Source organism: Thalassotalea montiporae, assembly GCF_053485855.1.
On the sequence record NZ_JBQRUO010000001.1, the window covers coordinates 446,766 to 466,577 of the forward strand.

The following is a 19,812-nucleotide window of genomic DNA, read 5'->3' on the forward strand; positions in this document are numbered from 1 at the left end:
CGCGCTAATCTGCAGGTCGATTAGCGCACTAATTGAAAGTGTGATCGTCATCTCGATCACCACAGCGCGAGCACTTCTGTATTTATACAACTTAAAGGTTAAAACAAGGTCTAGCTAGTCGATTAAATAAAGCTAAATGAAGCAAACGAATTAGCGGCCAGGCAGTTACGTTTGCTCAAACAGCAAGCACCTAGCTAGCACCTTGGACCATTACAGCATGATTGATAGATATTGCGTCGCCATTGCAAAGTGGTCACAAAAGAATCACGTTTTTATCACAAATGAGTTTGCGCTCTGGGCGTTTGGTTACTAGCGTTAGAAGGGGAAATAATGGACTAAGTACTTGAAATATGAGTGATAGAAATAAGCTAGTCAAAGATAATTTTGCTAAGTTTGTCAGCGTCGGCAGTTTACCGGAACTAAGCGTATCGTATACTCCTGATACGGTTGGCCTTAATGCGTCAGACTTGATTGATATGTTCACGACTCAGATGATGAGCCGACATTTAGATCTGCAATCGCGCGTGATGCAAAAACAAGGGCAAAGCTTTTACACCATAGGCAGTGCCGGCCATGAGGGCAATGTAGTCTATGCTAAAGCATTTCGCATTGACGATATGGCGTTTTTACATTACCGCAGTGGTGCTTTTTGCTTGCAACGTGCTAAAGAGGCGACAGGTCATGCGCCACTTTATGAAATGCTACTCTCGTTTGCCGCTAGCAGTGAAGATCCTGTTTCAGGCGGTCGCCACAAGGTGTTGGGCTCTAAAGCTCATCATATTCCACCGCAAACTAGCACTATTGCCTCCCATTTACCCAAAGCAATGGGAGCGGCATTTTCGATAGGCTTAGCACAGCGATTAGATTTCACAGGAAAGCTGACCAAAGACGGCGTTATTTTGTGTAGCTTCGGTGATGCTTCCGCAAACCACTCAACAGCGCTTGGGGCAATTAACAGTGCCGCTTGGTGTGCTTACCAGTCGATTCCAATGCCCATTGTTTTTATCTGTGAAGACAACGGCATCGGTATTTCAACTTCAACTCCGCAAGGCTGGATTGCTGCCAATTTTAGCAATAGAGCCGGTATTACTTACCTTTATTGTGATGGCCTAAATTTGTTGAATACTTACCAGGCTGCTTGTAAAGCTGAGAAAATTGCCAGAACACAGCAAAAGCCTGTGTTTTTGCATGTCAAAATGGTGCGCTTGTTAGGTCATGCAGGCTCTGATAGTGAATTTGCTTACCGTGAGCTAAGCGAAATTGAAGCCATTGAGCGACAAGACCCTTTGCTTCATTCTGCCCTGCTTTTACTTACCCACAACATAATGACTGCGGACAAAATGATCGCGCTTTATCAGGCTACGGCAGCACATATCGCCGAACTAGCTGAGCAAGTGGCTGAGCAGCCAAGGCTTGAAAGTGCAAGAGAGGTAATGGCAAGCCTAATTCCGAAAGCAATACCTGATAATGCTGAAAATTATCAAGTTGTTAGTCAAGCACAGCGGCATGCCTTGTTTGCCCATGAACAACATAATTTAGATAAACCACAACACTTAGCTAAGTTGCTTAATTGGACGCTAATGGACGCACTGGCTGAGCTTCCCAATATCGTCATGCTAGGTGAAGATATCGCAAAAAAAGGCGGTGTTTATAACGTTACCAGCAAGCTCAATGAACGCTTTGGTAGCAATCGTGTGATGAATACCTTATTGGATGAGCAATCGATATTAGGCGGAGCAATTGGTTTAGCGCACAATGGCTTTTTACCTATCCCAGAAATTCAGTTTTTGGCCTATGTGCATAATGCAGAGGATCAAATTCGCGGTGAAGCAGCAACCTTGTCATTCTTCTCTAATCAGCAGTTTACCAACCCTATGGTGATTAGAATTGCTGGTCTTGCTTATCAAAAAGGCTTTGGCGGTCATTTTCACAACGACAACTCGTTTGCCGTCTTTCGCGATATTCCTGGGCTGATTTTAGCTTGCCCCTCTAACGGTGCTGATGGCGTTGAAATGCTGCGCTCCTGCATTAAGCTGGCTTATGAGCAGCAACGGGTGGTGATTTTTTTAGAGCCGATAGCGCTTTATATGACCAAAGATTTGTTTCCTAGTAGCAATGCTCAAAGTGATAAAAGTGGTCAAAAAGCTCAAGCTGATGGCTTATGGACCTCGCCTTATCAATATCAAACGCTTGCTGAACACGTTATTGATATGGGAGTTAAGGTCTATCCAAAAGCAGCTAAAACTAGGGATATTACTGGTCATATTACTAGCGAAGGTGCGACTGACAGCACAAGCAGAGCACAAGTCTGTATTGTCACCTATGGCAATGGTTGTTATTTGTCACGCCAAGCGCAGGCATTACTGGCTGAGCAAGGTATCAGGATTTGTGTTGTTGATTTGCGTTTTCTAGCGCCATTAGATGAAGTGGGTATTATTGAGCAAGTAAGAGATGTTAAAAAGGTGCTGATTGTCGATGAATGCCGTGAAACTGGCTCGATTAGTGAAGCCTTAGTGACCTTGCTCAATGAGCAAGCAAGCGATACTGAGCTCAAGCGCATTTGCGCACAAGATAGCTTTATTCCTTTGGGAAGCGCCGCTTATCAAGTATTGCCATCAACTCAGGAAATTGTTGATACCCTATTAAGTTGGATTGCACTTGATGGTGTTCACTAAACTAGCTAGCTTAAAGGCAACATGATTTGCATTCTTTATAAAGGTGCAGAAAGATAGAAATGTGAAAGGCGCGAAGTAAGCAAACAGGGGGGAAGCTTACTCCGCTTTAAACTGAAATTAACTTTATGTTACGCCTAAGCAATCTCAGTCACTTGTAAGCCAGTTCCTGCCTGACAGACAAAAATATCGGCAGTTAAGTCAAACTTAGCCTGATATTCACGTTCAACTGCGGCTTTCACTGTGTTGATTTCTTCATCGCGACACAAGCATATAACGGCGCCGCCAAAGCCACCGCCAGTCATGCGCACAGCACCTTTGCCATCGAGTGCTCGACTGATAATATCGACAAGACCATCAGTTGCAGGGACTGTCACTTCGAAATTATCACGGAGCGATTGGTGAGAGGCTGCGAGTAAATCACGCAATGCACTCATATCGTTATTTGCTAACGCATTAACGGTATCAATAACCCGCTGATTTTCACTGAGGACATGAAATGCACGTTTATATTCATTTTCGGTTAGTGCTGGTTTAGTGCTTTCAAGCAGGGTTAAATCTGCTTGGCGCAACGAACTTACCTGCATTTTAGCAGCTGCTCCTTCACAGTCTAAACGGCGTTGGTTGTATTCACTTTCTACCAACTTACGTGGATAGTTAGAATTCACTATCACTAAATTTAAATCGCTAGGAATGCTGACTTTTTCTGTGCTGAGATCGTCACAGTCTATTTTCAATGCATGGCCAGGGGCCGCTTGGGCGGAAATTAGCTGGTCCATAATGCCACATTGACAGTGCATAAATTCGTTTTCTGCTTGCTGGCCAATTAAGGCAATGTTTTTGGTGTCGATACCTAAGTCGAACGCTTGATTAAGTGCCCCAGCAATCGAGACTTCAAGCGCTGCTGACGAGGATAGACCGGCACCTTGTGGCACATCACTGCTAATTAGCAACTCAATACCGCCAAGTGGGTAGCCACGCTTTTTTAACACGTAGACAACGGCGCGAATATAGTTGCCCCATTGTGAGTTACCTTGGCTAATAGTGTCGTCTACAGCGAAGCTGTCTTGCTCACCTGGGTAGTTGTTCGAGTAAACAATGACTTGGTTGTCATCGCGTTTTTTGAACAGTACTTGGGTGCTAAAATTTAATGCACAAGGCAACACATAGCCCAAGTTGTAGTCGGTAAATTCACCAATCAAATTAACACGGCCGGGCGCAATAGCTAGGCCTTGCGCAGGGTGACCAAAAAGTTGCTGAAAATCGGCTGTAAATTGATTGTTATTCATCGTGATTACCTAAAATAAAGCTCTTGAAATTAAGACCTTGAATAAATACCTTGCGTGTTCTTTGTGTATGCTTTTGAGCAGGCTTTTTACTGGGCACTTAGTCGTTACCTTGTTGAGCTTGCTTATAGTGAGTCGTGCTGGCTTTTTGCAAAATAGCGGCAGCGGTTTCAGCACTTAAATCTCGTTGGCTTTCTGCCATCATCTCATAGCCAACCATATGCTTTTTCACCGTTGCTGAGCGCAACAGTGGCGGATAAAAGTGGGCGTGTAATCGCCAATGGCTGTCGTCAGCTAAATTGGTTGGCGCACTATGCCAGCCCATTGAATACGGAAAACTGCAATTAAAAACGTTGTCGTAACGTGTTGTTAGCTCTTTAAGCAGGCTGGCAAGGGTTTGAGCCTGTTGATCATTGATTTGCCCAAACTGGCGAATATCTTCTCTTGCGACGACAAGCGTTTCAAATGGCCATGCCGCCCAAAAAGGTACCACTGCTATCCAATGTTCGTTGCTGCAAATAACACGACTGCCATCGGCGATTTCTTTGTCGATGTAATTGGCTAATAATGATGTTTGATGGCGAGCGTAATAATCCGCTTGCTGGCTATTTTCTTGGGCGATTTCACTAGACGCATGCTGGTGCGCCCAAATTTGTCCATGCGGGTGTGGCTGGGAGCAGCCCATGATCTCGCCTTTATTTTCGAAAATATGAATATTGGCAAACTTGCTCGCCAGTTCTTGGTAATTTTCGCGCCAAGTGGTGACGACCTTAGTGAGTTCATCAACGGATAACTCTGGCATGGTTTTACTGTGATCTGGTGAGAAGCAAACCACGCGACATTCGCCATTTGCCGCTTCAAAAGTAAAGAGCTCATCATCGCTAGTGACATTAGTATCAGACGTTTGTTGTTGCTGGTTAAGCGCGCCAAAGTCATTCACAAACACGAAAGTGTCTTGATAGTCGGGGTTTTTCGTATCGTTGGCTCTGTTATTGCCCGGACAAAGCGGGCAATCGTCCACATAGCTAGGCAGACTCTCGGTGCTAGCTTGCTCGGTTGCACCTAACCAAGGGCGATTATTTCGATGTGGCGACACCAACACCCAATCGCCAGTTAATGGGTTTTTTCTGCGGTGTGTGTATTCAAATTCACTCATGTCTACTCTAGTCCTGCGCTATTTCAGCGTGGCACTAGCCTTGCTGTTAATATGTTCAGATAACGATGTGTTAATAATGGTCAAAGCCCTAATCTTCCAAACCATTCGGGTAGCTTGTTTGCCAGCGCCAAGTATCTTCAGTCATGGCATTAATGTCGCGTTTTGCTTGCCAGCCAAATGTTTCTTTTGCAAGGTTAGCATCAGCATAGTTACAGGCAATATCACCACTGCGGCGCGGTGCAACTTGGTAAGGGATGTCAACGCCCGAAGCAGTTGAAAATGCCTTGATCATATCCAGTACCGAGTAGCCTTCACCTGTCCCCAAATTGTATGCGTGACAACCCGTCATAGCTTGCTGATGATTAAGATGATAAGTAAATGCATCAACATGGCCATCAGCCAAGTCACTAATATGAATATAATCACGCACGCCTGTGCCATCTGAGGTGTCGTAGTCATCACCAAAAACACTAATATATTCACGACGCCCAACCGCAGTTTGGGCAATAAACGGCATTAAATTATTTGGAATACCTTTGGGAGATTCGCCAATTAAGCCGCTTTGATCGGCACCTACTGGATTAAAATAGCGCAGCGCAATGGTGAGCCATTCATCATCACTTTGTGCTAAATCGGCCAGCACTTGTTCAACCATGACCTTGCTCCAGCCATAGGGGTTGGTGGATGAAATCGGATGTTGCTCATCAATCGGTAAATATTGCGGATCACCGTAAACGGTGGCGGATGAACTAAAGATCAACTTTTTGACATTGAGCGCCGTCATCACTTCAATCATGGCTAACGTATTGGCGACATTGTTTTGGTAGTAACGAACGGGTTGCTCAGTCGACTCACCAACGGCTTTCAATGCGGCAAAATGGAAAACCGCTTGAATATCGTGTTCTTTAATCGCGCTAGCAAAGGCCGCTTTATCGCCGATGTCGGCAACAATATAGTCAAAGTGATGGCCGGTAATTTGTGCTAACTGGTCGATAACCTTAACACTGGCATTCGACAAATTATCGTATATGACAGGAATATAGCCTGCATTGTGCAGCGCAATACAGGTATGGCTGCCAATATAGCCCATACCTCCGGTAACAAGAACCTTCACAATATCTTCCTGATGCTAATAGATTGAGTTCATGAGGCAGCAAGTGTCGCAACATCATGACTAAAAAAGTATTTATAGTATAAATACTACTATTGCGAAAGTTCGCTAGCAAGCCATTTTTTAGTCAGAAAAATAGGGGGCAGATAAGTGGGCTAAAGCCAATGAGTTTCTAGTGAAATTGATATCAGTATTAACTTGTTGAAATTGAATAAGAAGGCTTTGGGAAATAGTAGTCAGAGTCGTTAATTTACTCTGACTACTGCAGATAATAAAAATCAAGTAGGGGGTTGAAATTACCGCTCTCAACAGCTCCTAAAAGGTTATTTCTTTAATACTCGAGCAACGGCATCTTGCCAGCCATGAAGCAGTTTCTCTCGTTGCGCTTGCGACATTTGTGGTGTTAACTGAGTATCGGATTGCCACAGTGATTGAATATGTTCGAGTGAGTCGTAAACGCCCGCTTGCAAGCCAGCTAAATAAGCGGCTCCTAGTGCTGAGGTTTCTACAGTTTTCGGTCTATCGATTTGTACATTTAAAATGTCGGCAAGGAACTGAATAAACCAATTATTTGCTGCCATACCGCCATCAACCCGCATTTGCTGAATTTGAATGCCATCTTTGGCAATAGCTTGGGTTAAATCGTCAGTTTGATAGCACACCGATTGCAGGCCAGCTGAAACAATTTCGTTAATACCGGTGGCGCGGGTTAAACCAAATATGGCGCCACGTGCCTCTGGATCCCAGTAGGGGGCACCAAGGCCGGTGAAGGCTGGTACAAAATAAATACCACTATCAACTGAGGTGCTCGTGGCAATGGCTTCGGTTTCTTTGGCTGAACTAACCATGTTCACACCATCACGTAACCACTGAATAGCAGCCCCTGCGACAAAAATACTACCTTCGAGCGCGTAATGAACTTGCCCATTAATTTGATAGCCAATGGTGGTTAGTAGGCGATTGTTTGATTTGAGTGCTTCTTCGCCAGTATTCACCATTAAAAAGCAGCCTGTGCCATAAGTGCTTTTGGCGGTGCCTGGGCTAAAACAAGTTTGACCAAAGAGTGCAGCTTGCTGATCGCCAGCAATGCCTTGAATAGCGATAGAGCCACCAAACACACTGGTTTCGCCAAAATCAAAAGCGCTATCGCATACTTCAGGTAATAATGACGCTGGAATATCCATCAAAGCTAGTAGCGCTTCATCCCAACAGCCTTGGTGGATATTGTAAAGCATAGTGCGTGACGCATTGGTGGCATCGGTTAGGTGTGATTTCCCTTGTGTCAAATGCCAAAGGATATAGGTATCAACGGTACCAAATGCTAGTTGTCCTTGCTCCGCTAGGTCACGAGCACCCTCGACGTTGTCTAAAATCCATTTAATTTTTGTCGCAGAAAAATAAGGATCGATTAACAATCCGGTTTTTTCGGTGATCAACTCACTATGACCCGCGTTGACTAGCTCAGTGCAATAGTCTGCAGTGCGTCTATCTTGCCAAACAATGGCATTGTATATCGGCTCACCGGTTTCTCGGTGCCATACTAGTGTGGTTTCTCTTTGGTTACAAATGCCAATACTAGCAACTTGCTCTGGCGAAACTTTTGTTTGGGCGAGCAGGGTTTTTGCCGTGCTAATAACCGTTGACAAAATATCGTCAGGATTATGCTCGACCCAACCATTTTCTGGATAATGTTGAGTAAACTCCTGTTGAACACTGTCGACTAATTCACCTTGTAAGTTGAATAAAATCGCTCGTGAGCTGGTGGTACCTTGGTCGATAGAGAGTAGGTACTTTTCCATAGCCGCCTCTTGTATAAGATGATAAATATGATTATTTATCTTAAGCCTAGCACTTGTTAAGTCAACTATACATTGTCTGGTTTGGTTAAGGTTTGGTTAAGCGGTTTGACTATGTAGTTTGACTTTGCGTTGTGACTATTAGGTGTGACTAAGCGCGATACACAATGTCAATTTGCTTGTTATTTGTTTGAAAATGATAAGGTTTTTCCATTTTGTTGATTATTAATACGCTTGAAATTTATCGCTATGTTCTGTTAAAAATTTGCTAATATATAATAATAATCAAATAGTTAAGCTCAACTTTGAAAACGCATCACGAAAAAAATGTCCAAACTGCTGTGAAGTTTGTGGCAGATACCAGCAACCAATATCCTATTGTCAATTCGAGTTGGCTTGTCGCTTGGCTATTTATTATTGCCTTAACGGCTTGGCCATCGCCGAAAACGGCAAATGCTTCAGTTGTTTCTGATAACGCTACGCGTGGTGTAATAAGCGAGCCTAAAGAAGTTCTATCTAAAGAAAAAGCACCTGCCACGCTTAATGTAGCAGTGTTATACAGCACTCCTGGTCATCGCAGTTTGTTTGAAGGAGTGCGGGAAGAGTTTGAGCAGCATCACCCTGATATTACATTGAATTTTACTGGCTTGGTGGACGCTAGTTACAAGCAAGCACTTGTGCCATGGCTTGAAAGCGGTGAGATGGATGTTCTGTATTGGCAGGCGGGTGAACGCTTAAAAAACTTAGTGCGACAAGACTTGTTGTTACCACTTACCGGGCTTTGGCAAAGCCAACAATTCGACCAAGCCTTTCCTGAAACTGTTAAAAACTTGGTGAGCGTTAACCAAGACGTTTATGCCATACCTTACTCGTTTTACACTTGGGGTCTTTTTTATAACAAACCTTTGTTGGAGAAATTAGCAATAGCTCCACCTAAAAATTGGGCGGAATTGCTAGGGATGTGTGAAAAAATTAGTAAGGCTGGCAAAGTGCCGATTATGATCGGTAGTGGTGATCCTTGGTTACCGGCCGCTTGGTTTGATTATATAGATTTGCGACTTAATGGCTTAGCGTTTCACCAAGCGCTTTTAGCCGGTGAAATTGCCTACACAGACCAACGAGTAAAATTGGTTTTTACACACTGGCAACAGTTAATAGAAGCAAATTGCTTTAACAGCGATCATCAATTGGTGACATGGCGAGATATGCTGCCACCGCTTTATCGGCAGATGACCGCAATGACACTGCTAGGAAATTTTTTTGATAACCACGTTCCTGCACATCTAGCAGAGGATCTCGGCTTTATGCCGTTCCCGACAATAAATTCTAATATCGCACAGTTTGAGAATGTGCCAACGGATGTTGTAGTCGTTGCGCGAAAAACTAAACACGCTGCCCTTGCGATGAAATTTTTACGCTTTGTTGCCCGGCCTGATATTCAAACCAAAATTGCCAATGCGATTGGTCAAAGCTCTCCACACCTCAAAGCAAGCAAAGAAAAAGGACATTTTGCCCGCTTGAATAAGCCAGTGTTAGCAAGTGCCGTTGGCTTAGATCAATATTTTGATCGTGGCGTAAGTCAAAGCATGGTAGGGGCGAGTTTAGCAATATTCGCTGAATTTATTGAAGTGCCAAATGTAGAACGTGCAACTGCTCAGCTAGAGCAGTTAAGGCTTAAAAACCTGAAATCATCAAACAAGGATGGTGTGCCAAGCGCCCAGTAATGAAAGGCCAGTAATTAAGGGGCTGTAATTAAGGGCCAATAATTGAGGTCTTGTGCCAAGCTGCCAAGTTGAACAGCTACAAGTGGAAAACTAAAAGGCATTAGAGCTACCGCAATCAGCTGGCTTTATAAAAACAAAAATTAGCGCAAACTAGACGCTTTGTCATATTGATTATATTTATCATATAAATTATATTTATTGCACAGTTCTGAAACTATTTTGAACAATTGAGTGGCAAGTTAGATGGATGTAACAGAAACAATTTACGATGTATTGGTTGTTGGCGGCGGCATTAACGGTGTTGGAATTGCCAATGACGCTGCGGGTCGTGGATTGAATGTCCTGCTTTGTGAAATGAATGATCTTGCATCTGCGACCTCTAGTGCCAGCAGTAAGCTAATTCATGGCGGCTTGCGCTACCTCGAATACTACGAGTTTGGGCTTGTTAAAAAAGCATTAGCAGAGCGAGAAGTATTGCTTAAAAATGCGCCTCATATTATTTCGCCCTTAGTGTTCAGATTGCCTCATCAACCTCATTTGCGACCCGCTTGGATGATCCGAGCGGGTTTGTTTCTTTATGACAACCTAAGTAAGCGCATTACACTGCCAAAATCTCGCTCGTTTAAATTTGATCAGCAATCACCGCTAAAGTCAGACATCAAGAAAGGCTTCGAATACGCAGACGCTTGGGTTGATGACTCGCGCCTAACTGTACTCAATGCGCTATCCGCCAAAGCGCAAGGGGCGACAATATTAACTCGTACGCAATTAATCGCGGCAGAAACGATTGATGGCATTTGGCATTTATCGTTATTAGATAAAGCCAGCGGTGAAACCCTAATTGTGCGTAGTAAAAGCCTAGTGAATGCGGCCGGACCTTGGGTTGAAAACATTACAGGCAAAGTGGTGAAAGAGCGCACTCACGGTTTGCGTTTGGTAAAAGGCAGCCACATTGTCGTACCGCGTATTCATGACGACGAACATGCGTATATTTTACAAAATGAAGATCAACGCATTGTCTTTGTTTTACCATTTGAGCAAGACTACTCGCTAGTGGGCACCACAGATGTTGATTACCAAGGTGATCCACAAGATGTCGCCATTGAAACCGCTGAAATTGATTACATCATTAGCATCACCAACAACTATTTTAAACGTCAAATCACCCGTGACAGCATAGTTCACACTTTCTCAGGCATTCGCCCATTACTGCACGATGAAGCGGAAGACGCCAAAGCAGTAACACGTGATTACACCATTGAATTAGTCACAGAAGGTCATGCACCGCTAGTGAATATATACGGCGGTAAGATCACCACATATCGAACTTTAGCCGAAGCAGCAGTTGATAAGCTCACCCAGGTATTTGCCACCATGAAACCCGCGTGGACTAAAAAAGCGGCATTGCCTGGTGGTGATTTTACTGATCGCGAAACATTGATGGCGCAGTACGCTGAGGATTTTGCTTGGCTACCAGCAGCGTTAACGGCTCGTTACGTTAGAACTTACGGCACTATTGCCAAGCAATTGCTCACTGGCTGTGAGAGTTTGGCCGATATGGGAGAAGATTTTGGTGCTGGTTTGTATCAAAGAGAACTCGATTATTTGGTGGCCAATGAATGGGCAACAACGTTAGACGATGTGATTTGGCGACGCACTAAGTTAGGCCTATTACTTGATGAACAACAAAAACAAAGAATACATCAGTATATGTCGCAATAGCTTAGCGATAAAAAGTTTAGGAAGGCCAAGCTCAGCTTAGATTGAGTGATGGCAAGCTAGTAACCTGGCTATTAGGTAAAAACTACCTAGTAGCCCGTGTTTGTTTTCAATTGAAGCTTCAAGGTAAGCGTTAAGTGAAAACAAACCCAGTAAAAATTTTACATATAAGCTTTATAAAAAGTGTAAAAAATCTACTTAAAAAGTAGAGAAAACAACAAGTAAGTACAAAAGGGGAGATATATGTTTACTCTAGGAAAACGCACTGCGTTAGCAGTTGCAATTTCAGGTGCTTTGGGGGGCTACTCGCAAGTAGCTGTCGCTCAAGATAGCGCCGAAAGTGACGTTGAGGTGATTACAGTTACCGGCATGCTCAGTAGCTTAAAATCGTCAATGTTAGATAAAAAAGAATCTGATGTTGTTTCAGACGGTATTGCCGCGGAAGATCTGGGTAAATTCCCAGATTTAAACGTTGCCGAGTCTTTGCAACGTATTACAGGTGTATCGATTGATCGCAGTGGTGGTGAAGGCCAGCAAGTGACGGTTCGTGGTTTTGGCCCTCAGTTCAATACCGTGCTTGTTAATGGTCGTCAAATCGCGACCGACAGTGCTGGTCGTGAATTCAACTTTGACATTATCGCGGCGGATCAAATCACCGGTGCTGATATTTTCAAAACCTCGACATCGACACTGCAAGAAGGTGGCATTGGTGGCACAATCAATGTGTCTACTGCACGTCCATTTGACTACGACGGCTTACAAGTGGTTGGCTCACTAAAAGGCATGTACGAAAGCTTGTCGGAAGAGACTTCGCCAAGTGCTTCGTTCTTGGTTAGCAATACCTTTAACGACGACACCATGGGTGTCTTGCTTGCGGTAACTCACTCAGAGCGTGACGTCCAAATTAACCGTATTGAAACCGCGGGTTGGCGCGGTGGTCAAACGATTTCTAACAGCCGTGACGGTGTGCTTTTCACTAACGCATATATTCCACGTAACTGGGATCAAATTGTTGATCAACAAGAGCGTACCCGTACTAATGCCAGCTTAGTCTTCCAATATGCGCCAAGCGATGAAGTTACTATTACGCTTGATGGTTTTGTGTCTAAGTTTGAAGTTGAATCACAAGTAACTGACTTGGCGTCATGGTTTGAGCCTGATCGCGTTGGCTCAGCAACAATTGATCCTGAAACGGGTACGCTAACCCAGTTTACGCAAGATGTTGACTTATTCGTAAGTAGTGGTAACCCAGCAACTGACTTCGTATCACATACGCGTAATTCACGTGATGTTTCTAACGACGGTTTTGGTTTAAATGTTGAGTGGGCGATTAACGACCAGCTAGAAGCAACATTTGACCTGTCGACTTCATCGGCAGAAAACGATCGCGCTGGACGCGACCGATTCAACGTAGTTGGTATTATCAATAGCTACCAGTTCGACGGCACAGGCGGTATCCCAACGGTAACTCACGACGGTTTTGTTAATGGTTCGCTATTGCCAGCAGAACTTGCTCGCTTACATTACAACGAAAAAGGTAACCAATTTAGCGACGAAGACGAAATCACTGAATTGAAAGCTGACTTTGTTTATGAAGCGGATGGTGATGTATTTGAGAAGGCGCGTTTTGGTATTTACCGTCAAGAACGTGAGAAGAAGAGCTTCCAAATTTTTGGTAACCAATGTCAGTTCTGTGGTTACGGCACACCAGCACCACTTGATGTCATCGACTTTAGACCATTCACCGCAGAGAACTATTTCTCTGGCTTAATCGACACTTTCTACACTTATGATGGTGATGCTTATGTTGATTACTTAGCAGACCAAGGCTTCCCAATCGAGCCAACGTTGCAAAACAACCGTTACACAGTAAACGAAGATATTACGTCACTATACGCTGATTTCACTTTTGGCTTTGACTTAGATGATATGCCTGTGACAATTAATGTCGGCGCGCGTTATTCGACAACTGACGTTGAAGCGGAAGCGGTACAAAGTGATATTGTTAACGTGGTACCAACTTCTGACCAAACCTTATTTGCTAACGTCTTTGGCCCAGCACGTGACATTTCAGAAAGTGGTTCATATTCAAACTTGCTACCTAGCTTAAACATCAAGTTAGAATTACAAGATGATATGGTATTGCGTTTTGCTGCATACGATTCATTAACGCGTCCAACTCTGTCGCAGCTTTCGCCAGCGACAACGTTTAACGAACCACGTCGCCAAAACTTAACGGCGCAAGGTGGTAATGAGTCGTTGAAACCATTCACCTCTGAGAACTGGGATATTTCTTACGAGTGGTATTACGGCGATGCAAGCTTATTTAGCTTCGCTTTCTTCCACAAAGAAGTGGATGACTTCATCATTACCCGTACAGGTACTGAAACCTTCGATATGACGGGACGTACAGCACCTGATTTTGCCTGTGAAGGTGAATTCTGTTCTGACGCTGAAGAGCTATTTGGTGCGCAAGAGGTTTACTCGGTAACGCGTCCACAAAACTCGGAAGAAATCACAGTAACCGGTTACGAAGTGGCATTAACCCATATCTTTGAAAACGGTTTCGGTTTCACTGCTAACGCGACAATTGTTGATAGCGACACTGAATTAGGTGAAGACCAATCAACGGCCTTTGCGCTAGAAGGTTTGGGTGATTCACAAAACTTAATCGTATTCTACGAAGCAGACAACTGGCAAGCACGTGTTGCGTTTAACAACCGTGAAGGCTTCTTACGCCTAGTGGATAACGGCTTCAATGGTGAGCCAGTCAATACTGATACCTTTGGTCAGTGGGACATCAGTGCTAGCTACGATATTAATGAAAATGTTTCGGTATTCTTCGAAGGTATTAACATTACTGAAGAAGAGCTAGTACAAACAGGTCGTTTTGCAAACCAAGTATACAATATTGAAGATAACGGCTCTCGTTACGCAGTTGGCGTGCGTGCTAAGTTCTAGTCGAACTTAGTTTGCCGAGTTAATCTCGACACAAATGGCCTGCTTGTATTCAAACAGGCCATTTTTTATTGTTTGTTTTGCTTAGCTAAATACTTATAGCAATTGAAATAACTAAGTATTGCCTTTTAGCAACCTCGACATCCGTTGATCTGATTTAGTGTTAATGTTTAGCTAAGCAAGGCAGCTAAGTAAAGCAAATAAACAAAGAAGTAAGCGATAACCCCTGCTTAACTTATTTGATAAGTTAAAGCAGGTCGTTAGCAAAGGAAATTTTATGTCGCATCCGGTGAAAAATATTGTCATTGTCGGTGGTGGTACCGCTGGCTGGTTATCTGCTGCGGTGATCGCTTCTTATCACCAAGGGGCTAGTGACGAACAGTTTAGAATTACCTTGGTTGAATCCTCTGACGTACCAACGATTGGCGTGGGTGAAGGCACTTGGCCAACCATGAAAAATACCTTGCGACAAATCGGCTTAAATGAGCGAGAAGTGTTTGCTCGTTGTCATGCAGCTTTTAAGCAAGGTGGCAAGTTTGTTAACTGGGTACACGGCAATGGTGACTTTTATTATCATCCGTTTACTGTGCCTTTGGGTTACGGGAAGCTTGATCTCGCCCCTTATGTAGAAAGCGTTGAGAATTTTGCCGTTGAATCAAACTTTCAACACCATATATGTGAAGCGGGCTTAGCCCCTAGAGGGCATGCCGACCTTGACTATCAAGGGCCTTGTAATTACGCCTATCATTTAGATGCGGGTGAACTGGCTAATATGCTTAAAGAGCATTGCACCCAAAAGTTGGGTGTAAAACACCTAGTTGATACCTTGTGTGATACGCTAATCGCCGATGATGGCAGTATTGAAGCCATCGTGTTGGAAAAAACAGGGCAACTAGCAGCCGACCTATTCGTTGATTGCACAGGCGCACGCTCATTATTGCTGGGACAAGCGCTGGGGGTTGGCTATAAGTCACTTAGTGACGTGCTGTTTAACGATAGCGCTCTGGCTATGCAAGTGCCATACGAGAATGCTGATACCCCCGTTGCTTCGCATACAATTGCCACGGCACAGGACGCTGGTTGGATATGGGATATTGGCCTAACGCATCGCCGAGGTGTCGGCCATGTCTATTCGAGCCGATTTACCAGCGATGAGCAGGCCGAAGCGAATCTAAGACGCTATTTAGGAAAAGCAGCACATGGTTTAGCTGCTCGAAAAATTTCCTACAAACCTGGGCATAGAGAAAAGTTCTGGCATAAAAACTGTGTCGCTGTTGGGATGGCTGCCGGCTTTGTTGAGCCACTGGAAGCGACGGCGATTATGCTGATTGAGCTATCATCACGCTTTATTGGCGAGAATTTACCCGCCGATAAAGCGTTAATGCCAGTGGTCGCGAAACGATTTAATCAGCAGATGGACTATCGCTGGCTACGTATAGCAGACTTTTTAAAGCTACATTACATGCTTACTCAGCGCCCTGAACCTTATTGGCAAGCTCACTGTGACGAAGCGACTTTTCCACAATCGCTGAAAGATGACTTAGCAATTTGGCGATATCGTGGTCCAGCCACCAGTGATTTTGACAGTGCCATAGAGCTGTTTCCAGCCGCGAGCTATCAATACGTGCTTTATGGTATGGAGTTTAAACCTGATTTTTCGAGCCAAGCCTATTTATATAATCAACGCCAACAAGCTGAGCAATTAATCAAACGTAACCAGCAACTGACCCAACAAATGCTGCAGAATTTGCCTGCTCATCGAGATTATATTGAGCAATGGTTAGCAACGGGCTAGCAACGGGTTAGCAACGAGCGAGCAAGTGAGATTGCTAAACACATGCTAGTGAAAATTCAATTAAAAGTAGTTAACTGCAAATACTTAAAAATAATAGATACAACAAAGAGAAGTTTATGGCCGCATTAGTCGCACTTAAGCGCGAACAACATCAGTCACTTTACATTCAAGAAGGCGCTGAAAATAACTTTGCCTCAAGCCAGCATTTACTTAATTTAAAAATTCATGAAGTTGGTCATGCAGGTACCAGTCTTCCTGTGTTTTTGATGAAAGATCCCAAATCAGGTGTATGGCGTGTTTCTGCTGTAACTAGCTTTGCAATGGGCACAAACCTTTTCGTGGAAGACAATCAATGGCAGCCAACGTTTAAACCCTTGGCGATGCAAACATTTCCGTTTTTCTTGATGAAAGCTGAAGGCGAAGAGAAGGGCTATACCGTCGGTATTGACCCTGAAAGTAGTGCCTTTTCTGAGCAGTCGGGCGATACGATTTTTACTGACGAGGGTAAAGCCAGCCAGCGACTGATGAGAGCAACTCAATTGCTTGAAGCGAGTATCGAGCAAGATATTCAAACTTATCAATTTGGTCAGGCAATTAATGATTTGGGGCTCGTTAAAGCAATCAATTTAGTGATTCATCGCCCAGACGGTAGTCAAGAAACCTTGCAAGGCTTGTGTACCATTGACGAAGATAAGCTTAACGCCTTACCTGGTGAGCAATTAAAGTCACTCAGCGACAAAGGCTATTTAGCACCAATGTACGCAATTTTAATGTCGATTTATCAACTTAATTCGTTAATTCGCCGAAATAATCTAGAACAGCGATTTAACACCATTAGCGAAGTTAAAATCGCAGTTAATTCAGGTAACAGCTTTAGCTAGCGCATTATAATTTTGCCTTAGCACCTATAAGAAGTAGCTGAACACAGCCTATTTAGCTGCTTCTTTACACCCTTTCAGAACAGCTAGAACAATTGATCTTAGTTAGTGCTTAGAACCCACTAAATCCTTCGTAAATAGTGTTCAAATGTTATTCTCAAAAACACTAAATTAATTTATATTACAAATACGACAATAAGTTGGTTTTTTCAATAAAATAAACCATCCCTAAGCCACCCAAATGATGAAGTAAAATCGCTACTATTATTTGAGTTAGTGGTTATTTGTTTGCAGTTATTTAGTCTTAGGTATTGACTAAATAGTCTCATTATCAAATAGCCAAAGAGATCATCAGCAGCCAGACGAGTAGTTTAGCTACATGGCAGTGAAAGAGCATAAATATGAACAACACACCTACTCACATTCATTTAGCAGGGCAACGTAGCAGCATTATTATTAATGTTAGCGAGCGCACTCCGCGTATTAGTTACTATGGTAAAAAGCTATCAACTCAGTCTTCTGGACAGATGATCGAGATGCTAGCAACGCGTCAAGAAGCCAAATGTGCTGTGGTTGAAGAGCCGCCCATTGCATTAACGCCAACCTACGGTAGCGGTTTTACCGGACATGTTGGGCTTGAAGTTAGCAATAACGATGACGCTTGGTCTTTTTGCGGAGACATTAGTGCCGTTGAGCAAATTAATGAACATCAAGTGGCTATTACAACCACCGACAATGAGCGAAGCTTGTCGTTACTGCATGAGCTCAGGCTATGCCCTAAAACTGATGTAATTGAGTGCTCGACGTCACTTTTCAACAATAGTGACAGTCCGCTTGATGTTACATGGTGTGCAGCGCCCACTTTCCAAGTGCCGGCAAATTATACAGAAATCATGGCGTTTGAAGGTCGTTGGTCAAATGAATTTCGCCGCCAGCACATTTCCCGTTTCCTTGGCAACTTTGTACGTGAAAACCGCAAAGGTAAGACCTCGCACGACAGCTTTCCTGGCTTGATTATGCACAAAGCGACAACAGCTGAACACCAAGGTGACTGTATTGGTTTTCACTTAGGTTGGAGTGGTAATCACAAAGTGATGAGCGAATTGTTGGCAGATGGCCGTGGCTTTGTCCAAATGGGCGAGTTGCTGTTACCAAGCGAGCTAACACTGGCGCCTGGCGAGTCTTATCAGTCACCTAAGCTGTATGCCTGTTACTCGGATACCGGCTTTAATGCGATGTCGGCTAGCTTTCATACCTTTGTGCGCGAGCAATTGTTGAGTGACAAGGTGGTCAATAAACCGCGCCCAGTTCACTACAACACGTGGGAAGGTATTTATTTTGATCATGACACCGATACTTTAGCAGAGCTGGCAAAACAAGCAGCAGAAATAGGTGCTGAGCGTTTTGTGCTTGATGACGGCTGGTTTAACGGCCGCCGTGGCGACTATGCAGGATTGGGCGACTGGTTTGTTGATAAAGAAATTTATCCTGAGGGTTTGCAGCCTTTGATTGATCAAGTACTGGCAACCGGCATGGAATTTGGTATTTGGTTTGAGCCAGAAATGATTAACCCAGATAGTGATTTGTATCGCAACCATCCTGATTGGGTATTACAAACACGCGGCAACCCGCAAATTGGTTTTAGAAATCAATATGTGTTGGATCTTAACAACTCTGCCGTGTGTGATTACTTGTTTAAGTGTATCGATGATATTTTGGTAGAGTATCCAGATATTAGTTACATTAAATGGGATATGAACCGCGATGTGAATCAACCGGGTAATGGTCAAGGAAAACCAGCTATTCACCAGCAAATGCATGCCCTATACGCCTTAATTGATAAGCTTCGCGCTAAGCACCCTAAGGTGGAGTTTGAAAGTTGCTGTTCAGGTGGTGGTCGTGTTGACTATGGTATTTTGGCGCATACTGATCGCGTTTGGACATCTGACTCCAACGATGCGTTAGATCGTTTAGAAATTCAAAAGGGCTGCTCATATTTCTTCCCATCTAATGTGATGGGTGCGCATGTTGGCCCACGAGATTGTCACATTACTGGCCGTCGCGTTAATATCGAAATGCGTGCTGCTGTTGCGATGTTTGGTCATATGGGCATTGAAATGGACCCGCGCGAGCTAACTGAGCAAGAGCGCACGAGCTTAAAAGCGGCGATTGCACTGCATAAGGCACATCGAGAATTAATTCATCAGGGGCAGTTAATTCGCCTTGATACCGACGGAAACTCTATCGAATTTGGTATTGTTAACGCTGATAAGTCTGAGGCACTATTTGCGTACAATAGTGTTGTTGAGCCACTGCGTTATATGCCTAATCAGTTTATGTTTAAAGGGTTAGATGCACAGAGCCAATACAAGCTTGATCTTGTTTGGCCTGCTAAACGCGAAGACTTCAAAGAGTACTCTGAGTCAATTTTAGATAAAGCGCTAGGACAAACCTTTAGTGGTGAACTGTTAATGGAACACGGTATGCAAATGCCTGTATTGTTTCCGCAAAACTCTTTGGTCTTCAAGTTAACAAAAGTTTAAGTTAGCGAGAGTCTATATTAACGAGCGCCTGATTCGACACATTAAATTGGATTAAAAATAGCCTGATTGTTCAGGCTATTTTTATGTGAACCTGCTCATTTTTTAGCTTTACACTTGCGGCTAACTCGTTAAGCTAAAAATAACTAGCTAACAGTAACCAGCCAACAATGATAC

The 19,812-nt window shown here is 43.7% G+C and carries 11 protein-coding genes; 7 read left to right on the forward strand and 4 right to left on the reverse strand.

What is annotated here, in order from left to right; all coding sequences use genetic code 11:
• Positions 1-350 precede the first annotated feature (350 nt).
• The gene (locus ACSLUR_RS01840) at positions 351-2,675 is read left to right on the forward strand and encodes a thiamine pyrophosphate-dependent enzyme (RefSeq protein WP_448551286.1); all 2,325 of its coding nucleotides are present in this window, start codon (positions 351-353) and stop codon (positions 2,673-2,675) included.
• A 134-nt stretch (positions 2,676-2,809) separates the two neighbouring features.
• Here the strand turns inward: ACSLUR_RS01840 and galK are convergent, their stop codons facing one another.
• The 4 genes from galK to glpK all read right to left on the reverse strand — a co-directional run bounded on the left by galK (position 2,810) and on the right by glpK (position 8,024).
• Entirely contained in the window at positions 2,810-3,961 is a 1,152-nt protein-coding gene (galK, locus tag ACSLUR_RS01845; RefSeq protein WP_448551288.1) for a galactokinase, read from the reverse strand.
• A gap of 97 nt (positions 3,962-4,058) precedes the next feature.
• Positions 4,059-5,114 carry a UDP-glucose--hexose-1-phosphate uridylyltransferase gene (locus ACSLUR_RS01850; RefSeq protein WP_448551290.1) on the reverse strand — a complete coding sequence of 352 codons (1,056 nt, stop codon included), beginning with the start codon at positions 5,112-5,114 and terminating at the stop codon, positions 4,059-4,061.
• Between the two features lie 88 nt (positions 5,115-5,202).
• Positions 5,203-6,228 (reverse strand): UDP-glucose 4-epimerase GalE, encoded by a 1,026-nt coding sequence (galE, locus tag ACSLUR_RS01855; RefSeq protein WP_448551292.1) that lies wholly within the window; start codon positions 6,226-6,228, stop codon positions 5,203-5,205.
• A gap of 320 nt (positions 6,229-6,548) precedes the next feature.
• Positions 6,549-8,024, reverse strand: coding sequence for a glycerol kinase GlpK (gene glpK, locus ACSLUR_RS01860; protein ID WP_448551294.1), 1,476 nt, complete (start codon positions 8,022-8,024; stop codon positions 6,549-6,551).
• 302 nt (positions 8,025-8,326) lie between these two features.
• Here glpK and ACSLUR_RS01865 point away from each other — a divergent pair, with 302 nt between their 5' ends.
• The 6 genes from ACSLUR_RS01865 to ACSLUR_RS01890 all read left to right on the forward strand — a co-directional run bounded on the left by ACSLUR_RS01865 (position 8,327) and on the right by ACSLUR_RS01890 (position 19,638).
• Positions 8,327-9,745, forward strand: coding sequence for an ABC transporter substrate-binding protein (locus ACSLUR_RS01865; RefSeq protein ID WP_448551296.1), 1,419 nt, complete (start codon positions 8,327-8,329; stop codon positions 9,743-9,745).
• 243 nt (positions 9,746-9,988) lie between these two features.
• Positions 9,989-11,467: a glycerol-3-phosphate dehydrogenase gene (gene glpD, locus ACSLUR_RS01870; RefSeq protein ID WP_448551298.1), complete on the forward strand. Its 1,479-nt coding sequence runs from the start codon at positions 9,989-9,991 to the stop codon at positions 11,465-11,467.
• Positions 11,468-11,707: 240 nt separating this feature from the next.
• Positions 11,708-14,425: a TonB-dependent receptor gene (locus ACSLUR_RS01875; RefSeq protein ID WP_448551300.1), complete on the forward strand. Its 2,718-nt coding sequence runs from the start codon at positions 11,708-11,710 to the stop codon at positions 14,423-14,425.
• 274 nt (positions 14,426-14,699) lie between these two features.
• On the forward strand, positions 14,700-16,217 hold the full coding sequence (locus tag ACSLUR_RS01880) for a tryptophan halogenase family protein (protein ID WP_448551302.1): 1,518 nt from the start codon (positions 14,700-14,702) through the stop codon (positions 16,215-16,217).
• 116 nt (positions 16,218-16,333) lie between these two features.
• Entirely contained in the window at positions 16,334-17,098 is a 765-nt protein-coding gene (locus ACSLUR_RS01885) for a SapC family protein (protein ID WP_448551304.1), read from the forward strand.
• A 398-nt stretch (positions 17,099-17,496) separates the two neighbouring features.
• Positions 17,497-19,638 carry an alpha-galactosidase gene (locus tag ACSLUR_RS01890; protein ID WP_448551307.1) on the forward strand — a complete coding sequence of 714 codons (2,142 nt, stop codon included), beginning with the start codon at positions 17,497-17,499 and terminating at the stop codon, positions 19,636-19,638.
• Positions 19,639-19,812 lie beyond the last annotated feature (174 nt).

What these genes read in the sequence shown, in the direction of transcription:
- ACSLUR_RS01850 (WP_448551290.1), bottom strand. Translation starts at nt 5,114, where the DNA reads ATGAGTGAATTTGAATACACACACCGCAGAAAAAACCCATTAACTGGC.
- glpD (WP_448551298.1), top strand. Translation starts at nt 9,989, where the DNA reads ATGGATGTAACAGAAACAATTTACGATGTATTGGTTGTTGGCGGCGGC.
- galK (WP_448551288.1), bottom strand. Translation starts at nt 3,961, where the DNA reads ATGAATAACAATCAATTTACAGCCGATTTTCAGCAACTTTTTGGTCAC.
- ACSLUR_RS01840 (WP_448551286.1), top strand. Translation starts at nt 351, where the DNA reads ATGAGTGATAGAAATAAGCTAGTCAAAGATAATTTTGCTAAGTTTGTC.
- ACSLUR_RS01885 (WP_448551304.1), top strand. Translation starts at nt 16,334, where the DNA reads ATGGCCGCATTAGTCGCACTTAAGCGCGAACAACATCAGTCACTTTAC.
- glpK (WP_448551294.1), bottom strand. Translation starts at nt 8,024, where the DNA reads ATGGAAAAGTACCTACTCTCTATCGACCAAGGTACCACCAGCTCACGA.
- ACSLUR_RS01880 (WP_448551302.1), top strand. Translation starts at nt 14,700, where the DNA reads ATGTCGCATCCGGTGAAAAATATTGTCATTGTCGGTGGTGGTACCGCT.
- ACSLUR_RS01875 (WP_448551300.1), top strand. Translation starts at nt 11,708, where the DNA reads ATGTTTACTCTAGGAAAACGCACTGCGTTAGCAGTTGCAATTTCAGGT.
- ACSLUR_RS01890 (WP_448551307.1), top strand. Translation starts at nt 17,497, where the DNA reads ATGAACAACACACCTACTCACATTCATTTAGCAGGGCAACGTAGCAGC.